Raw genomic sequence first — 16,407 nt, 5'->3', positions numbered from 1 at the left:
TCGTGGGCGATCTGGCACGGGGTCCTCCGTCTGAGGTGGGGCGAGGGGCGGGCCGTCAGGCGCAGGGCGGGTCGTAGGGGCGGTCCGGGAGGTACTCGGCCCACTCGTCGCGGCTGATACCGGTGGACTCCGCGCACAGCCGGCGCAGGATGCCGGCCGGGTCCACGGTCCACAGCCGCAGGCCACGGTCCCCGCCGGCCGCCAGAAGACGTCCGTCCGGACTGAAGCTCACGGAGGCGGCGGGGTAGAAACCCCCGTTGCTCAGTGAGGTCACCTCGACGGGCCGCCGGGGATCCGCGACGTTCCACAGGCGGATGCGGCCGTCCTGGCCCGAGGTGGCCGCGAGTTCACCACCGGGGTGGAACGAGGCGCCGCTGACGGCGCCGGTGTGCCGGGTGGAGGCGCCCCGGCGCACCGGCCGGCCGGGATCGGACACGTCCCACAGGGTGATCGTTCCGCTCTCGTCCCCCAGGAGCAGGGTGCGGTGGCCGGGGACGAAGGCCAGCGCCGTGGCCTTGACCCGGTCCGTCGTCGGTACCTCTCCCGCGTGCGTGGGCCGGGAATGCCCGGTCACCTTCCAGAGCTGTACGGAGCCGCCCTCGTGGGCCGGCGCGGCGAGCAGCGACCCGTCGGAGCTGAAGGCCAGGGCCTGGGCCGAGGTGTCGAGCGAGTCGAGCCTGGCGAGCCGCGCGGGCCGTTCCCTGTCGCCGACGTTCCACAGTTCCACGGCGTCGCCGACCCGGGTGGCCACGGCGAGCAGCGGCAGTTCGGGATGGACCGCGATGTCGCTCGCACCCCATGTGCGGATCGTTCCCGGGGTGAGGTCGCGGGCGTTCGCCGGGTCACTCAGATCCCATGCCTTCACCGGCAGTCCGGAGAACAGGGTGTGCCCGTCGGGGCCGAAGGCCGCCGCCTGTCCGTTGACGGGGACGGTCTCCACCGTGGTCGTGAGGTGCGCGGTGCGCGGGTCCTCCACCCGCCACACGGTGGTGGGCAGGCCGCCCGCGGCCAGGAGACGGCCGTCCGCGCTGAACGACGGCGTAGAGGAGCCCGAGGTCGGCAGGACGGTGAACGCGGAGGTCCGCTCGGTCCCCGAGACCGACCACAGCCGCAGGGCGCTGCTCCCGGTGTGCTCCACGCCGACGGAGGCCAGGGTGTGCCCGTCCGGGCTGAAGGCGAGGGTGTGCACCGTCGCCGTGTGACCGGTGAGCCGGGCGCCCGGGCGGGGACGCGGGGGATCGGACACGTCCCACAGGGCGATCGTGCCGTCACCGTCTCCCGCGGCCAGGGTGGTCGCGTCGGGGGAGAACGCCACGGTGCGCAGACCGCCGCGGCTCTGCGCGTAGAGCTCGGGCCGGGCGACGGGGCGGGCCGGGGCGGTGACGTCCCACAGGCGCACCCTGCTGTCCTTGCCCGCGACGGCCAGGGTCTGGCCGTCCGGGCTGAACGCGGCCCGTTGCGGCGTCCGTTCGTTGCTGCCGGGGGGCGCGGTGAGCGCGGCGACCTGCCGTGGCCGTCCGCCGCCGGACAGGTCCCACAGCCACAGACGCCCGTCCGCCCGCGCCGTGGCCAGCAGATCGCCGTCGGGGCTCGTGGCGACCGACGCCTCGGACAGGCCGGCGACCGTCCGCGTGCGCGTGGGGTCGCGGACGTCGAGAATCGCGCCGCCCTTCACCGTCATGACGACCAGCCGGCCGCCGGAGGTGAGGACGAGGGTGAGGATCTCCGTACCGACGGCGGGGCCCGGCACCGTCGCCGCGCGGCGGGGACGGCCGCCGTCCGTCATCTCCAGCAGGTGAATCCGCCCGTCGGCCGAACCGAGCGCCAGCAGTTGGCCGTCCGGGCTGAAGGCGGCAGCCGTCACCCGCCGCTTGCCCACGTCGAGCGTGACCGGCGGGTCCGGACGGCCGGCGTCGAACAGGTGGACGCTCCGGTCGGCCACCACGAGAAGTCCCCGGCTGCTGTACGCGGCCGCGCGGACGGAGCCCCGCGACGGGACGATCCGGGGCATCGCGAAACTCTCGACGAGCGCGCCGACCGCTTCGGCCGTCGGGGCGAACCGGTAGGCCTGCACCATCAACTGGCGCGCCAGGTCGGGGTGGGTGTCGCTGATCGACGAGGCCTCGGCGACGAGTTGCCGGGACTGCGCGACCAGGGTCTGCGCGCGGGCGTGGTTGCGCTGCTGGTACGCGGTGACGCCACCGGCCACGGCGGTCAGGAGCAGCACGGTGAGGATGCTGAGCGTCGCCTGGAGCCAGTGGCGGTTCCTCCTGCGCTGACGTACGTGGTCGCCGATCAGGGCGTCCTTCGACCGGCCGGTGAGGGGGGCGACGAACTGCGCCACGCTGTCGAGCAGACGCGGATCCGACCTGGTCTGCTCGGGGTCGCGCAGCCAGCGCAGATCGACCCAGCGCGGCTCGTCGACGAACGCGGTGGCCATCTCCTCCCGGGGCAGCGCGTCGGTCCTCGACCAGTCGAACGAAGCGCGCTCCGGGTCCCAGGCCAGGGTGCCGTCGGTCCACGCGAGGAGCAGGGTGTCCGCCGACCGGTGGGTGAGCCACCAGGCGATCTCCCTGCGCACCCACGGGGAGGCCGCGGCCGCCGGGCTCGCCATCACCACCAGCCAGCGGGAGCGGCGCAGCCCCTGCTCGATGTCCCGCCACAGATGGGGACTCGCCGTCAGGTTGGTCTCGTCACGGAACAGCTTCAGGCTTCTGGGCCGGTACCAGGGACGGCCGAAGTTCTGCAGGGCGCGGTGCAGGGCGTGCGCGACCTCCCTGTCCCAGGCGTGGCTGTACGAGATGAAGGCGTCGTACTCCGTCGTCCGGTCCGCCACCCCCTCGTCCCCCGTACGGCCGGGCCGTAAGGCAGGCGGTATCACTGCGTACCCATCCGCTCGTCCGCTCCCCGACGCGTCCGTGCCACGAGGCCTCCGGTCACACTCCGTACTTTCCCGTTCCCATCACGAAGAGGGGAAGAAACATAGCGGCCACGGTGGTCCGATGGAGCTGGAGCGAGGAAAGTTCACTCCGACCGGGGACGGTCATGCATGCTCCGGGCGCGGCGGTGTGTTTCCCCCGGACGCGAACGGACAGGCTCAGGGCGGAGGGGGAGGAGCCGCACCATGTCCCACGTACTGCCACCCGACGCCCTGAAGGGAACGCGGATCGGTGTCTCGGTCGCGCCGAGCGCGGACCTGGACCGTCTGGGCCTGGCCGAGACCGACTTCCGCGCCGTGCTCGGCGAACTCGTCCGCATCGTCGTGCCGGCGGGCGGTGAACTGGCCTACGGAGGGAACCTGAGCCCGGACGGCTACACGCCCTTCCTGGTCGAGCGGGCGCGTGCGTACGCGCACGGGCGCCGGGCCCTGCTCTGCTGCCTGGCGTGGACCGAGCACCGTCGCCTGCCCCTGTCGGAACTCCAGCGGCGACGGGACCAGTTCGGTGAGCCGGCGGAGATCGTCTGTCTGGACGCCGACGGCACCCCCGTGGACCCCGCGGCCGGCCGGGGCGAGGAGCCCGTGTCCGCCTTCGCCCCGGAGATCCGGCGGCGGGCGCTCACCGGAATGCGACGCCACCTGACGCGGCACACGGACGCGCACCTCTTCCTCGGCGGCAGGCGCAGCGGCTTCGCCGGAGCCCTTCCGGGGCTCATGGAGGAAGCGTTCCTGGCACTGGAGGCGGGGCGGCCCGTCCATCTCGCGGCAGGCTACGGCGGGGTCACCGCCGAGATCGCGCACGCCCTCGGCGTCAGCGGCGCACCGGTGGTGCCCGATCCCGCCGACGCGTCCCCTCCCGACCCCCGGTTCCTCGACGGCCTGGCCCGCCTGCGTGCCCTCGCGGACGCTCCGGCACGGCAGGTGCCGCCCGGCAACGGACTCACCGGGGCGGAGACCCGGGAACTGGCCGGCTGCCGGGACCCGCACCGGATCGCCGCCCTGGTGGCCCGGGGGCTCGGACGCCTGCGCGGGGGCACGTGACCCGGTAGGTTCCCCCCAGCGCGGACGACGTGCGGTGCACACAACACGTGACGGGGAAAGAGGCAGAAGGTGGCGGTGCGTCAAAGACGTGACGGAACGGGCGTGTTACGCACGGCGGGGAGGGCGTCGCTGGCCGCGGTCGTGGGCGCGGTCGTCGGTGTGGCCGCCTACTCCATCAGCCAGACGGGCGGGCAGGTCCTCTCCGTCGTGGTGGGTGCGATCGTCGGCCTGGCTCTGGTGCTGGGGGCCGATCTGTACCGGCGATCCGTCCAGTTGACCGAGGTGCGCCTCGTGCTTCCCGGCAGCGAGATGACGTTCAGGACGAACACGGACATGCGGCAGGCGGCGCTCCGCATGTTCTTCCAGGCCGCGACGCGCGTGGCGACCAGGCCGCTGGACGACGGGAGCGGCAATCTCCGGGAAGCCCTCACGTCCCTCAAGACGCTCTTCGACCTGTACCGCGAACCCCTGGAGTCCGAGGGCGCCCCGCCGCCTCCCGCGGAGGGCGACTCCGTTCACGAACTGGTCCTGGACATCCTGAACTTCGAACTCGCACCGTTCCTCGCCACCTGGCATCCCCGGCTGCGCGCGTTCGAGGAGGCACACCCCGGCGAGGACGAGTCGGCCTGGAGCCAGAACGCGGAATTCCGGCAGGCCCTGCGGGAACTCCAGCTCGGTCTGCGGCCGTACATCATCGGCCTGGGCGAGATCGCGGGCGTCCGTGACCCCGAACGCCATCTCCGCAGGTCCGCGTGGCACGGCTCCCGCGTCGCGGTGGGGGTTCCGGCGCAGGACCCGCCCGGCGGCCACGGCGGGTGACCGGGCCGACTCCGTTCCTGGCAGAGCGTGACGGCGGATCACCGCGAGTGTGCGGTGCGGTGGGGGAGGTGGCGCGGCGCCGCACCACCTCCGGTACGGGTCACCGGCCGCCCTCGCCGACGTCCTCGCCGTTCTCGTCGTCGCGCTCGCCCTCCGCCTGCGAGGGAGTGGTCTGCGCCGGGTTGTCGGCGGGCTCCCACTCGTCGTCGCGCTCGCCCTCCGCCTGGGACGGGGTCTGATCGGTCATGGCGGCACCTCCTGTCCGTGCGGCTTCCCGCGCCGAGTACCCCCGCCCGGCCGGCCGGCACGCCACCGGTCCCGGCCCCTCAGCGGCCCGCCCGCTCCAGGGCCGTCCGCAGGGCCGTGCGCACCTCGGGCGGTGGCGGCGGGCCGTCGACGCGGGCGCCGGCGGTCACCGCGGCGGCCACGGTGCGCAGCTTGGTGTTGGAGAGCTGGGACGCCTCCCGCAGGATGTGCCACGCCTCGTCCGGCGTGCAGGAGTGCAGGGCCATGAGCACGCCGCGTGCCTGGTCGATGACAGGACGGGACGCGATCGCGTGCCGAAGCTGCTCCACCTCCTCCTGGAGCACGTGCAGCCGCTCCGACCGCTCCGCCGCCACCGCCGAGCGCACCGGAGCCGGGGCGGGCGGGTCCGGGGCGGTGTGCAGGGGGGCGGTGGCGTCCAGGCCGAGCAGTTCGAGGATCCTGCGGGGCTGGCCGGTCCAGTTCCGTGCCGTCACCGGCACCGACCACCGGTGGCCGTAGTCGCGCAGCAGCTCCAGGAACTGCAGCCCGGCCGTGTCCATGAAGACCACGTCGCGCATGTCCAGATCCACCCGTTCGACGCCCGCCGGCAGTCCGGCCAGGGCCTCGCCCAGGGCCGCCGCGCACCCGTGGACCAGCTCTCCCCGGGGGACGAGCAGCGCCCGGCCCCCGTCCACGTGGCCGTCGATCACCAGGGTGGCCGGCCTCCCCGCCGGACGTGGTGGTGCCGCTGAGGTCATGTCACCGCCTTGTCCTACCTCGTCGGTCCCCGGCGACGTTCGCCACGTCGCGCGGCCCCCGTGTGCTGGTCCGCCTGCCCGCCGCCCGGCGGAGTACACCCGGCGAAGGGGAATGACCGGGGGAGAGACGGGTAGGGGCGCGGGCCGTCACAGGGGGTACTGCCAGGTGACCGTCGCCGGCTCCTGCCCACCGGGTGTGCCGTCGTGCGAGACCGTCAGCCGCACCGCGTCGCGCCCGTCCGGCAGGGACGCGGTCGCGTCGACGGCGACCTCGACGCGGGTCACGTCGTGAGCGCGGGAGGCGGCGGCCAGGGCACGGCGCAGGGCGGTCAGCAGACGGTCGGCGACCGGGTCCGGTACGCGGGTGTCGACGGGGCCCGTGAAGTGGGTGGAGGGAGGGAGGCCGAGCGCGGCGGCGGCGGACGCGGTCTCGCGCAGCACCCGGCCGCGCAGGCCGGCGGGTGGACCGGCCGGGGGCTGCTGGAGCGCGATGATCGCCGTACGCACCTCCTGGACCGTGGAGCGCAGCTCGTCCACCGCCCGGCCGAGGATGTCGCCGACGTCCTCCGCGCCGGGGCGGCGCCGGGTGGACTCCAGCATCATCCCGGTGGCGAACAGCCGCTGCACCACCAGGTCGTGCAGGTCACGAGCGATGCGGTCGCGGTCCTCGTAGACCGCGAGGCGCTCCCGGCCGTGCTGGGCGTCGGCGAGGACGAGGGCCAGCGCGGCCTGGGAGGCGAACTGCGTGGCGAGCAGCCGTTCGGCGGCCGTGTACGGGCGGTCCCCGCGGCGGCGGGGCAGCGCGAGGGTGCCGATCAGCCTGCCGCTCGCCTGGAGCGGGAGCATCATGCTGGGGCCGAAGCGGTGCCGCACGTGCGTCGTCATGCGCGGGTCGGTCGCGGAGTCCGCGATGAACACCGGCTCACCGCCCAGCAGTTGCGCGAGGACGGGGCTGCCCGGGGCGATGGTCGCGCCGACGATGGCGTCCGGGTCGTCGGGCGTCGAGGCGGTCACGATCTCCATGCCGCCCTCGGGCGTCGGCTGGAGGATCACGCCGGCCGAGGCGTCGGCGAGCAGCCGGGCCCGTTCGGCGACGGTCGTCAGCGCGTCGTCGGCGCTCTCGCCGGTGAGCAGCGCGGTGGTGACGGCGGCGGCGCCCTCGATCCAGCGCTCGCGCTGCCGGGCCGCCTCGTACAGGCGGGCGTTGCCGATGGCGATGCCGGCCTGGGTGGCCAGTACCCGCAGCAGTTGCTCGTCGGCGGCGGTGAAGGCGGGGCCGCCGGGCCGGCCGGCCAGGTGCAGCTCGCCGAACTTCTCGTCCCGTACGTGGATCGGCACCCGCAGCCGGTGCGCGGGTGCGTCCTTCGGTGCCGGGGTGCCGGTTCGGGAGGGGCGGTCCGGTGCCGGGGTGCGGATCTCCGTGAGCCCGTCCCGCCCCGGGTCCGCCGGCAGCAGCTCCGCCGAGGCGGCGTCGATGAGTTCGGCGGCGCCCTCCACGAAGTGCTGGAGGGTGCTGCGCAGGTCGAGGTCGGTGCCGACGCCGAGGACGGCGTCGAGGAGGCGGGTCAGCCGGGACGCGGGCCGGGCGGTCATGCCGTCGGTCGCCGGTGCGGCTCAGTCGGCCAGCGGGTCCAGCACCAGCGGCTCGACCTGGCCCTCCAGCATCGTGCCGAGGCCCTGCACGGCGCACACGTCGGGCCGCTCCGCGATGTGCACCGGCATGCCCGTCGCCTGGCGCAGCATCTGGTCGAAGCCGGGCAGCAGGGCACTGCCGCCGACCATCATGATCCCGCGGTCGGCGAGGTCCGCGACCAGGTCCGGCGGGCAGTCGCGCAGCACCTTGCCGATGCCGTCGAGCACGCCCGTCAGCGGCGTCTGGATGGCGTTGCGGACCGCGGCGGTGTCCACCCGCACGCTGCGGGCCAGTCCCGTCGCCACGTCCCGGCCGTGGATCTCGGTGGACGTGGGCCCCTGCGCGGTGAGCCCGTTGCCGGACAGGGCGAGCTGGAGCGGGCGCACCGACTGGCTGGGCAGCACCAGTTCGTGCTGGTGGCGCAGGTGCTGGACGATCGCGTGGTCGACGGCCTCACCGCCGACCGGGATGCGTTCGGCGGTGACGATGGAGCCGAGGGAGAGCACCGCGACCTGTGTGGCGTGCGCCCCGCACACCATGATCATCGTGGCTTCGGGATGCTCCACCGGGAGTCCGCAGCCGACCGCGGCGGCGATCAGGGTGTCGACCAGCTCCACCCGCCGGGCACCGAGTCCGACCAGCGTCTCGATCGCCGCCCGCTGGGCCAGCGGATCGGCGTCGTGCGGTGTGCACACGGCGGCGCGCAGCCGGGGCTTGCGGCGCAGCGCCCGGCGGATCTTGTCGCCGAGCAGGTGCCGCAGCATGCGCTGCGCCATCTCGATGTCGACGACCGTGCCGCCGGAGACGGGACGTACGACGCGGATGTAGCCGGGGGTGCGGCCCGTCATCTTCTCCGCCAGCTCGCCCACCGCGATGAGCGCGCCGGTGCGGGTGTTGACCGCGGCGGCGGACGGCTGGTCGACGACGAGTCCGGCGCCCTTCACGTAGACCCGGGTCCTCGACGCGCCGAGGTCGACGCCGAAGTGGCAGCGGCGTAGCTGCTCCAGAGTGGCGGTCATGGCAGTTCCTCCCGAGAGCGCAGACCGTGCGGGGCCGGCGGGTGGCCGGTCTCCTAGGCATCGTGCGCGGGGGCGGGAGCGGGCGCCTTTCGGAGGGGGCCGGGCGGGGGGCCGCTGAATGGGGGGCGCGGGGGAGGAGCCGCCGCCCCGGGCGCGGGGGAAGGAGCCGCCCCGGGCGAGGGGAAGCAGGCGCCCCGGGCGCGGATCGAAGGGGCAGTCCCGGGCGGCGCCGGGGGCGCGGCCGGGAGGACGGGACGTGTCGCGCGGATGCGGAAGCCGGGCGGTGGCGGGAACCCGCCCGGGGCGCCAATCCGCCACGTACTCTCAACTCCCTTGTGCCACACGGCCCGTGAGACTCTTCGCAGCACTCGCCCACCACGCTCACGACCCCACGAAGAGAGACGTGCATGAGCAGACGACCAGTCGGACGCGGGGCGGCCCTGCTGTCCGCGGGGCTCCTGATCGCACTCCTGCCGGCCGGCCCGGCGACGGCGCGGCAGGACGCGGCACCCGGCACACCCCCCGCCGCGCCCTCGGCCGAGGCCCCCTCCGCCGCCCGCACCGTCACCCTCGTCACGGGCGACCGCGTCACCGTCACCGAACTCGGCGGCGGGAGGCGCACCGTCACGGTGGAGCGGCCCGAGGGGGCCACCGGCGCCGTGCACACCCGCGGCTCCGGCGGCCGGACGACCGTCGTACCGGACGAGGCCCTGCCGTATCTGCGCGACGGAAGCCTCGACGAACGGCTCTTCGACGTGGACGAGTTGCTGCGCCAGGACCTCGCCGACGCCGAGACCGGCGAACTGCCGCTGATCGTCACCTACGCCGAGGGCCTGCGGGCGGGCACGCCGCGGGGCACCGAACGGAAGCGGCAGCTGCCCAGCGTGCGCGGTGCCGCCGTCGCGGCGGACAAGGGGCGGACCTTCTGGCGGGCGTTCACCCGGCGGGGCGCCGGCATGGACGGCGTGTGGCTCGACGGCCGGGTCGGCGCCGCCATGGCGGAGAGCAACGCCCAGATCGGCACCCCCGACGCCTGGAAGGCCGGGCTGACCGGCAAGGGCGTCACCGTGGCCGTGCTGGACAGCGGCGTGGACGCGGGCCACCCCGACCTCGTCGGACGGATCGCCGCCGGCCGCAGCTTCGTCGCGGGCGAGGAGGTCGCCGACCGCTACGGCCACGGGACGCACGTCGCCTCCACCGTCGGCGGCAGCGGCGCCGCCTCCGACGGCAAGGAGAAGGGCGTCGCCCCCGGGGCCCTGCTCGCCGTCGGCAAGGTCCTCGACGACCAGGGCTCGGGCCGCGAGTCCGAGGTCATCGCGGGGATGGAGTGGGCGGCCCGGGAGGTGGGCGCCGACATCGTCTCCATGAGCCTCGGATCCACCGAGCCCAGCGACGGCACCGACCCCATGGCGACGGCCGTGAACACCCTGTCCCGCGAGACCGGCGCGCTCTTCGTGGTCGCGGCCGGCAACACCGGCGCGCCCTCGTCCATAGGCTCGCCGGGCGCCGCCGACGCCGCGCTGACCGTCGGCGCCGTCGACTCCGCGGACCGGGCCGCCTGGTTCACCAGCGCCGGCCCCCGCTTCGGCGACAACGCCCTCAAGCCCGACCTGTCCGCCCCCGGCGTCGGCATCCTCGCCGCCCGCTCGCGGCTCGGCGCGGGCAGCGGCGACTACACCGCGATGAGCGGTACGTCGATGGCGGCCCCGCACGTCGCCGGGGTGGCCGCGCTGCTCGCCGAGAAGCACCCCGACTGGAACGGCGCACGGCTCAAGGACGCGCTGATGTCCACGTCGAAGCCGCTCGACGCCCCCGCCCACCTACTGGGCGCGGGCCGGGTGGCCGTGCCCGGCGCCCTGGCCGCGCGGATCACCGCGACCGGCAGCGTCGACCTCGGCTTCCACCCCTGGCCCCATGACGCGAACGAGCCGGTCGTGCGGACCCTCGCCTACGCCAACTCCTCCGACGCCCCCGTCGAGCTGAGCCTGTCCGTCGAGGGGGCGCCCGACGGCGTCGCCGCACTCGCCGACACCACCCTCACCGTGCCCGCGCACGGCACCGCCACGACGACCGTCACCGGGGACGGCGGCAAGGCGCCGGTCGGCACCACCTCCGGGCGGATCGTGGCCTCGGCCGGCGGCGCGCCCGTCGCGCACACCGCGTTCGGGCTGGTCAAGGAGGAGGAGCGGTACACACTCACCCTGCACGTCAAAAACCGTTCGGGCGCGCCCGCGAGCGCCGACGTGACGGTGCAGCGCCTGGCCGAGGGCGCCGACCCCCTCCCGGCCGGGGTCGGCGGGTCCGGCACCCTCAAGCTGCGGCTGGCGCCGGGGACGTACAGCCTGACGTCCTTCCTCGACGTGCGCGGCAGCCACGGCGCCGACTCGCTCGGACTCGGCTTCCTCGCGGCGCCCGAGGTCGTGCTGGACCGCGACCGCGACGTCACCCTGGACGGCCGGGAGCTGCGGGAGATCCGGGCCGATGTCGGCCGGCGCACCGAGACGCGGCAACTGATCATGGAGTACGACCGTGCGGCGAACGGCGCCCACGAGTTCGGCGCGGTCCAGGTGCCCCCGGCCTACGACAGCGTCTTCGCCGCGCCCACCGGGAAGGTCACCGAGGGCGGCTTCGAGTACCGGACCGTGTGGCGGCTCGGCAAGCCGTCGCTGGAGGTCAGGGGGATCGGCGAGGCCGTCGTCCAGTCGGGCGGCACCCTGATCGAGGGGCGCAGCAGACTGCCGCTGGCCGACGTCGGCGACGGTCCGCTCACCGGGGTGGAGGGCAAGGCGGTCCTCGCCCGGCTCGCCGGGGGCGGCGACCCGGTGGCGCTCGCGCAGCGGGCGCAGGACGCGGGGGCGAAGGCCCTGTTCGTGACGGACGACGCGCCCGGCCGGCTGACGGCCTGGTGGGGCACGGACGACAACGCCGACCGGCCCCTCCAGATCGCCACGGTCTCCGCCGCCGACGCGGCGAAGCTGCGCGCGGCGGGCCGCGTCGACATGACCGGCACGCGTGACACGCCGTACGTGTACGACCTGGCGCGGGGGTATCCCGGCGGGATTCCCGACCGGGACCTGACCTACGCGCCCGGCAGGGGCGACCTCGCCGAGGTGCGCGCCCGGTACCACGCTCCGGTGCCGGCGAGCGGCGGCGGGTTCCGGTACTCGATCACCGACACCTTCCCGGTCGGCCTCGGCTTCAAGGAGCGGATCGGCTTTCCCGCTGAACGGACCGAGTACGTCTCGACCGGCCCCGGCCAGCTCTGGCACGAGTCCGTGGACCTGGCCGGAGGGGCGCTGGAGCAGCGCGGCGGCCCGGTCCGCTACGAGGGCGGCACGCGCCCGGTGCTGAACTGGTTCAGACCCGTGTGGCACCCGTGGCTCGGCACCGGACTGGCCTGGGGCCAGGAGCGGTCGGGCGACCGGCTCCAGTTCAACGTGCCCGGCTTCGGCGACTCGGGCCCCGACCACACGGGCTCCGGCGACGTCTACAGCGCGGACAGCGGCCTGTCGCAGACCACCGCGGTGTACCTGGACGGCGAGCCGGTCGACCGTACGACCGGCCCCACGGCCTTCGTGCAGGACGCCCCGGCCGACGAGCGCACGTACCGGCTCGTCACGGACACCGCGCTGGACGCGGACCGCTGGGGGCGGGGGACGGAGGGGCACGCCGAGTGGACGTTCCGCTCGGCGGCGACGCCCGACGACGGCTGGACCCGGCTGCCGCTGATCAACCTCTCCTTCGACCTCCCCACCGACCTCGCGGGCGAGGTGCGCGGCGGGAAGAAGGTGCGCGTCGGGATCGGGGCGCGGTACGTGCCCGGCGCGACGGGCACCGGGACGATCGGCGGCGGGGCGCTGGAGGTCTCCTACGACGACGGGAGGACCTGGCGGGACGTCCCCCTCGGCGCCGCCGACGGCGCGTCCTGGCGGGGGACGCTGAGCGTGCCGCGCGGCGCCGCGTCCGTGTCGCTGCGGGCGTCGGCGCACGACGACCGGGGCGGGTCGGTCACGCAGGAGATCGTGCGGGCCGCGGGCGTGCGCTGACACGCGGACGGCGCCGCACCCCTGGGACGGGGAGGCGGCGCCGTCGTGTCTCTCTGACCGTCAGACCAGCCAGCCGACGAAGTGGACGAGGCCGGCGAGGATGTCGGTGAGAAGGTTCATGTTCGTGCAGCTCCTTGCGCTTTTACATGTGTTGGGACCAGCGCAACTACGGTCTGCAGCCCGTCGCTTGCGCACCGTAAGTATCTCCGGCCGCGTGGGCACCGTGCGATCTCATGAGCGACGATCACCTGTTCCAGGGAACAACTGCTCCCCTGTTCGAAGGCGGGCCACCCCCAGATCGGCCAAGTCCTGTGGCCGCAGTCGCAGTTGGGAAGCCGTCCGTGCCACCTCCCGCGGCGGGCGTTTGAGGATCGCCGCCGCGAGTTCCGGCGCGATGACGGAGAAGTAGCCGTCCGGCGTGACCCAGGTGCTGCCGGGCGCGGCCAGTGCCAGGGCGCCGCCCGAGCCGCCCTCGCCGATCACCAGCGTGGTCACCGGCACCCGCGCCGAGGCCACCGCGGCGAAGAGGTCGGCGATCGCGGGTCCCGCCCCCTGCCGCTCCGCCTCGGCGTCGCCCGCCGCGCCCGGGGTGTCCACCAGGGTCAGCACCGGGATGCCGAGCCGGTCCGCGAGGCGGATCAGCCGGGCGGCGGTGCGGTACCCGGCGGGCCGGGTCGCCGTCCCGGTCTGGGCGGCGTAGGCCACCGTCCGCCCCGCGTGCTCGCCGAAGCCGCACAGCATCCCGTCGGGGTCCGTGCCGCCCGAGCGGTCGCCGGACAGGGCGACGCGGTCGGTGAAGTAGGCGTCCAGATAGGCCCCGGCGCGGGGCCGTCCGGGCGCGCGGGCCCGCAGGACCGCGTCCCAGCCGGTGGCCGGGAGGTCCGTCGCCCCCAGCGGCTCGGGCACCGGCGCCGGAGCCTCGGACGGCGCCGTCAGCAGCCGCAGCCAGCGCCCCAGAGCCGCCCGCAGCTCCCCGGGGGGTACGACGGCGTCCGCGCTGCCCGCCGCCACCTGCGCCTCGGCCGTGTACGCCGCCGGGTCGGCGTCCGCCGGCCGGACCCGGGAACCGGCGAAGCCGACCTGGGCGCCGGGCAGGACGAGGACCACGTCGGCGCCCGCGCCCAGCGTCGCCCACCCGCCCCCGGTGGTCGGGTCCCGCAGGACGGCGACCTGCGCGAGGCCCGCCTGACGGGTGAGCGCCGACTGCCGTGCCACGCGGTGGAGCTGCGTCAGCGCGAGCATCCCCTCCTGCATCCGGCTGCCCCCGGTGGCGACGAGCGGCACGACCGGCAGCCGGTGCTCCCGCGCGTACGTGTACGCCGCCACCAGCCGGTCGCCCGCGCGCCGGCCCAGCGAGCCGCCGAGGAAGCCGAACTCGAAGGCGAGGAGCACGGCCCGGGTGCCCGCCACGCTCCCGGTCCCGCAGACGACGGACTCCTCCTCGCCGGTGCGCGCGGCGGCGCGGGCGAGCGAGGCGTCGTGGCCGGGCCAGCCCAGCGGGCCGTCCGGCTCCGACTCGTCCCCGGGCGGCGGGAGTTCGGTGAAGTCGTCGGTGAGCAGCGCGAGGAAGGCGCGCGCCGGCAGCCGCTCAGCCATGGCTCAGCGCCCGCTTCATGACCTTCCCCATGTCGTTGCGGGGCAGGGCGTCGAGATACCGGACCGTGCGGGGCCGCTTGTGCGGGGCGAGCCGGCCCGCCACGTGCCCGGCCAGCTCCTCCAGGGGCGGCGGGGCCTGCGGATCGGCCGGCACGACCCAGGCGACGATCCGCTCGCCCAGGTCCGCGTCCGGCTCCCCGGTGACCGCGGCCTCCCGCACGCCGGGGTGCTCCAGCAGGGCGTTCTCGATCTCACCGGCCCCGATCTTGTAGCCGCCGCTCTTGATCAGGTCGGTGGCCTTGCGGCCGACGATGCGGACGTGGCCGTCCGGGTCGCGCACCGCCATGTCGCCGGTGCGGAAGAACCCGTCCCCGGTGAAGGCGGCGGCGGTGGCGTCGGGCCGGTTGAGGTACTCCGTGAAGAGGTTGGCGCCGCGCACCTGGATCTCGCCGACGGTATGGCCGTCGTACGCGGTGATCTCCGTGCCGTCCTCCTCCACGAGCCGCAGCTCGACGCCCGGCAGCGGCACGCCCACGGTCCCGGCGCGCGGCTCGCCGTCGGCGCGCTCGCCCGGCCGGGGGTCCGGGGGTGTCCACCGGGACGAGCACAGCATGAGGGTCTCCGTCATGCCGTACCGCTCGACCACGCGCCGGCCGGTCGCCGCGGTGATCCGCTCGTGGTCGTGCACGGGCAGCGCGGCCGACCCGGACACCAGCAGCCGTGCTCCCGCGAGCGCCTTGGCCAGCTCCGCGTCGTCGGGCAGGGCCTCGGCGATGCGGTGGTACATCGTCGGCACCCCGAACAGCATGGTCGCGCCGTCGTTCAGCTCCCGCGCCACGCCCTCGGTGCCGAACCGGCCGAGGTGGCGCACCGAACCGCCGCGCCGCAGCGGGCCGAGGACGCCGAGCACCAGCCCGTGCACGTGGAACAGCGGCAGCCCGTGCACCAGCACGTCGTCGCCGGTCCACCGCCAGGCGTCGGCCAGCGCGTCCAGGGTGGAGGCGAGCGCCCGCCGGGGGAGGACGGCGCCCTTGGGCGGGCCGGTGGTGCCGGAGGTGTAGACGATCAGCGCGGGGTCCTCCGGCCCGCCGCCGTCCACGAGGAGGGGGCCCGCGGCGCGCACGTCGACGTCCACCCGGGGCAGCCCGGCCACCGGCTCGGGCAGCTCGTCGCCCGGCGCCGCCAGCACCAGGGCCGGGGCGCTGTCGGACAGGATGTGCTCCAGTTCCTTCCCGCCCGACTTGGGGTTGAGCGGCACGGCGGCGCTGCCGGCGAGCAGCGTGCCCACCACGGCGACGGCCGTCTCCGGTTCCGGTGTCGCCCACACGGCCACCCGTCCGGCCCCGCGCACCCGCTCACCGACGGCCCCGGCCGCCGCGGCCAGCTCCGCGTAGCCGAGGGAGCGTGCACCGAACCGGAGGGCGGGCCGGCCGTCCGGTGCGTCGGTCAGGGCGGGGAAGAGGGAGGACACGGGGACTCCTGGGGGCCGGGGGCGGCGGACACCCCGTTCCTACCCCGGCCCCGGCGCGATCCGACGCCGGGACGGATTGACGCGGGTCACTTCGACGCGGGTCACGTCGACGCCGGTCACTACGAAGCCGGTCACGTCGAGACCGGTCGCCGCCGGGCCGTCGCCGGCCGCTTCCGTCGGCGCGTCGCCGTCCGCGGCGCCCGGTGCGGCGCCGGGGCGCGGGCGCCGTCAGGCCGGACGGCCGTCGACCGCCGTCCGCTGGAGCAGGCCCCAGGTGAACTCCGCGACCACCTCGTGCGGCGCCCCCGCCGCGTCCGGCGCGGTGAAGGCCAGGCCCCACCGGGTGGGCGCCGAGCCCTGGAGCGGGCGGGCCGGTGCGAAGGCGCGGGCGGCCTCGTCGACCGTGCAGGACCACGGCGTCAGGTCGTCCAGCGTGCGCAGCCCCGGGGTGGCGGCGCCGGGGGCCCGCACCAGCCACTCGTTCCAGACCGCGCCCCCGTCGCCGACGAGCACCTCGAAGCGCAGATCCGGCCAGAGCGGGAGCCGCCACTGCCGGGCCTCGCACTCCAGGTCGCCGACCCGGCGCGGGACGGCCGACTCGGGCTCGCCCAGGACCGAGCGGTAGCGGGAGGCGGCCGAGCGGGAGCGCGCGGCGCGGACCATGGCCTGCCAGCGCCGGTTGGCCTCCCTCATGTCCGCGGCGGACGCGTCCAGTTCGCGGCGCGCGTCCTCGACCAGGCCCGGCTGGTGGTCGGCCATGCGGCGCAGCAGCACGAGCTGGAAGTCGAGCGGCGTGAACGGGCCGGCGGAGCGCTTCGCGGAGGGCATGCGTCCATCGTC

Annotated in this window: 11 protein-coding genes; 3 read left to right on the top strand and 8 right to left on the bottom strand. The window is 75.5% G+C overall.

Going from position 1 to position 16,407, the window contains the following annotated elements; genetic code table 11:
* Positions 1–55 precede the first annotated feature (55 nt).
* Entirely contained in the window at positions 56–2,836 is a 2,781-nt protein-coding gene (locus ACH499_RS03005; RefSeq protein WP_399013483.1) for a TIR domain-containing protein, read from the bottom strand.
* Positions 2,837–3,124: 288 nt separating this feature from the next.
* Here ACH499_RS03005 and ACH499_RS03000 point away from each other — a divergent pair, with 288 nt between their 5' ends.
* Positions 3,125–3,979, top strand: coding sequence for a hypothetical protein (locus ACH499_RS03000; protein ID WP_399013482.1), 855 nt, complete (start codon positions 3,125–3,127; stop codon positions 3,977–3,979).
* Between the two features lie 102 nt (positions 3,980–4,081).
* Entirely contained in the window at positions 4,082–4,798 is a 717-nt protein-coding gene (locus ACH499_RS02995) for a hypothetical protein (RefSeq protein WP_356196979.1), read from the top strand.
* Positions 4,799–4,898: 100 nt separating this feature from the next.
* Here the strand turns inward: ACH499_RS02995 and ACH499_RS02990 are convergent, their stop codons facing one another.
* From ACH499_RS02990 to ACH499_RS02975, 4 genes are all read right to left on the bottom strand, one after another.
* Positions 4,899–5,045: a hypothetical protein gene (locus tag ACH499_RS02990; RefSeq protein WP_356196981.1), complete on the bottom strand. Its 147-nt coding sequence runs from the start codon at positions 5,043–5,045 to the stop codon at positions 4,899–4,901.
* A 79-nt stretch (positions 5,046–5,124) separates the two neighbouring features.
* Positions 5,125–5,802 carry an ANTAR domain-containing response regulator gene (locus ACH499_RS02985; protein ID WP_399013480.1) on the bottom strand — a complete coding sequence of 226 codons (678 nt, stop codon included), beginning with the start codon at positions 5,800–5,802 and terminating at the stop codon, positions 5,125–5,127.
* A gap of 147 nt (positions 5,803–5,949) precedes the next feature.
* Positions 5,950–7,395, bottom strand: a complete 1,446-nt coding sequence (locus ACH499_RS02980; protein WP_399013479.1) for a GAF domain-containing protein — start codon at positions 7,393–7,395, stop codon at positions 5,950–5,952.
* 21 nt (positions 7,396–7,416) lie between these two features.
* Complete coding sequence (locus ACH499_RS02975; protein ID WP_356196988.1) at positions 7,417–8,454, bottom strand: rod shape-determining protein; 1,038 nt, start codon at positions 8,452–8,454, stop codon at positions 7,417–7,419.
* A gap of 407 nt (positions 8,455–8,861) precedes the next feature.
* Between ACH499_RS02975 and ACH499_RS02970 the strand changes: the two genes are divergently transcribed.
* Positions 8,862–12,500: a S8 family serine peptidase gene (locus ACH499_RS02970; RefSeq protein ID WP_399013477.1), complete on the top strand. Its 3,639-nt coding sequence runs from the start codon at positions 8,862–8,864 to the stop codon at positions 12,498–12,500.
* Between the two features lie 231 nt (positions 12,501–12,731).
* Here ACH499_RS02970 and ACH499_RS02965 read toward each other — a convergent pair whose 3' ends face one another.
* From ACH499_RS02965 to ACH499_RS02955, 3 genes are all read right to left on the bottom strand, one after another.
* On the bottom strand, positions 12,732–14,096 hold the full coding sequence (locus ACH499_RS02965) for a carboxyl transferase domain-containing protein (protein WP_399013475.1): 1,365 nt from the start codon (positions 14,094–14,096) through the stop codon (positions 12,732–12,734).
* Complete coding sequence (locus ACH499_RS02960; RefSeq protein ID WP_399013474.1) at positions 14,089–15,567, bottom strand: acyl-CoA synthetase; 1,479 nt, start codon at positions 15,565–15,567, stop codon at positions 14,089–14,091. Before ACH499_RS02960 ends, ACH499_RS02965 begins: the two co-directional genes overlap by 8 nt.
* Before the next feature lie 228 nt (positions 15,568–15,795).
* Positions 15,796–16,395, bottom strand: a complete 600-nt coding sequence (locus ACH499_RS02955; protein ID WP_399013472.1) for a hypothetical protein — start codon at positions 16,393–16,395, stop codon at positions 15,796–15,798.
* Between the last annotated feature and the right edge of the window lie 12 nt (positions 16,396–16,407).

The sequence above is a fragment of the Streptomyces sp. NPDC018947 genome, assembly GCF_044390505.1.
GTDB lineage: Bacteria > Actinomycetota > Actinomycetes > Streptomycetales > Streptomycetaceae > Streptomyces.
This window is presented reverse-complemented; position numbering and strand designations above follow the sequence as displayed.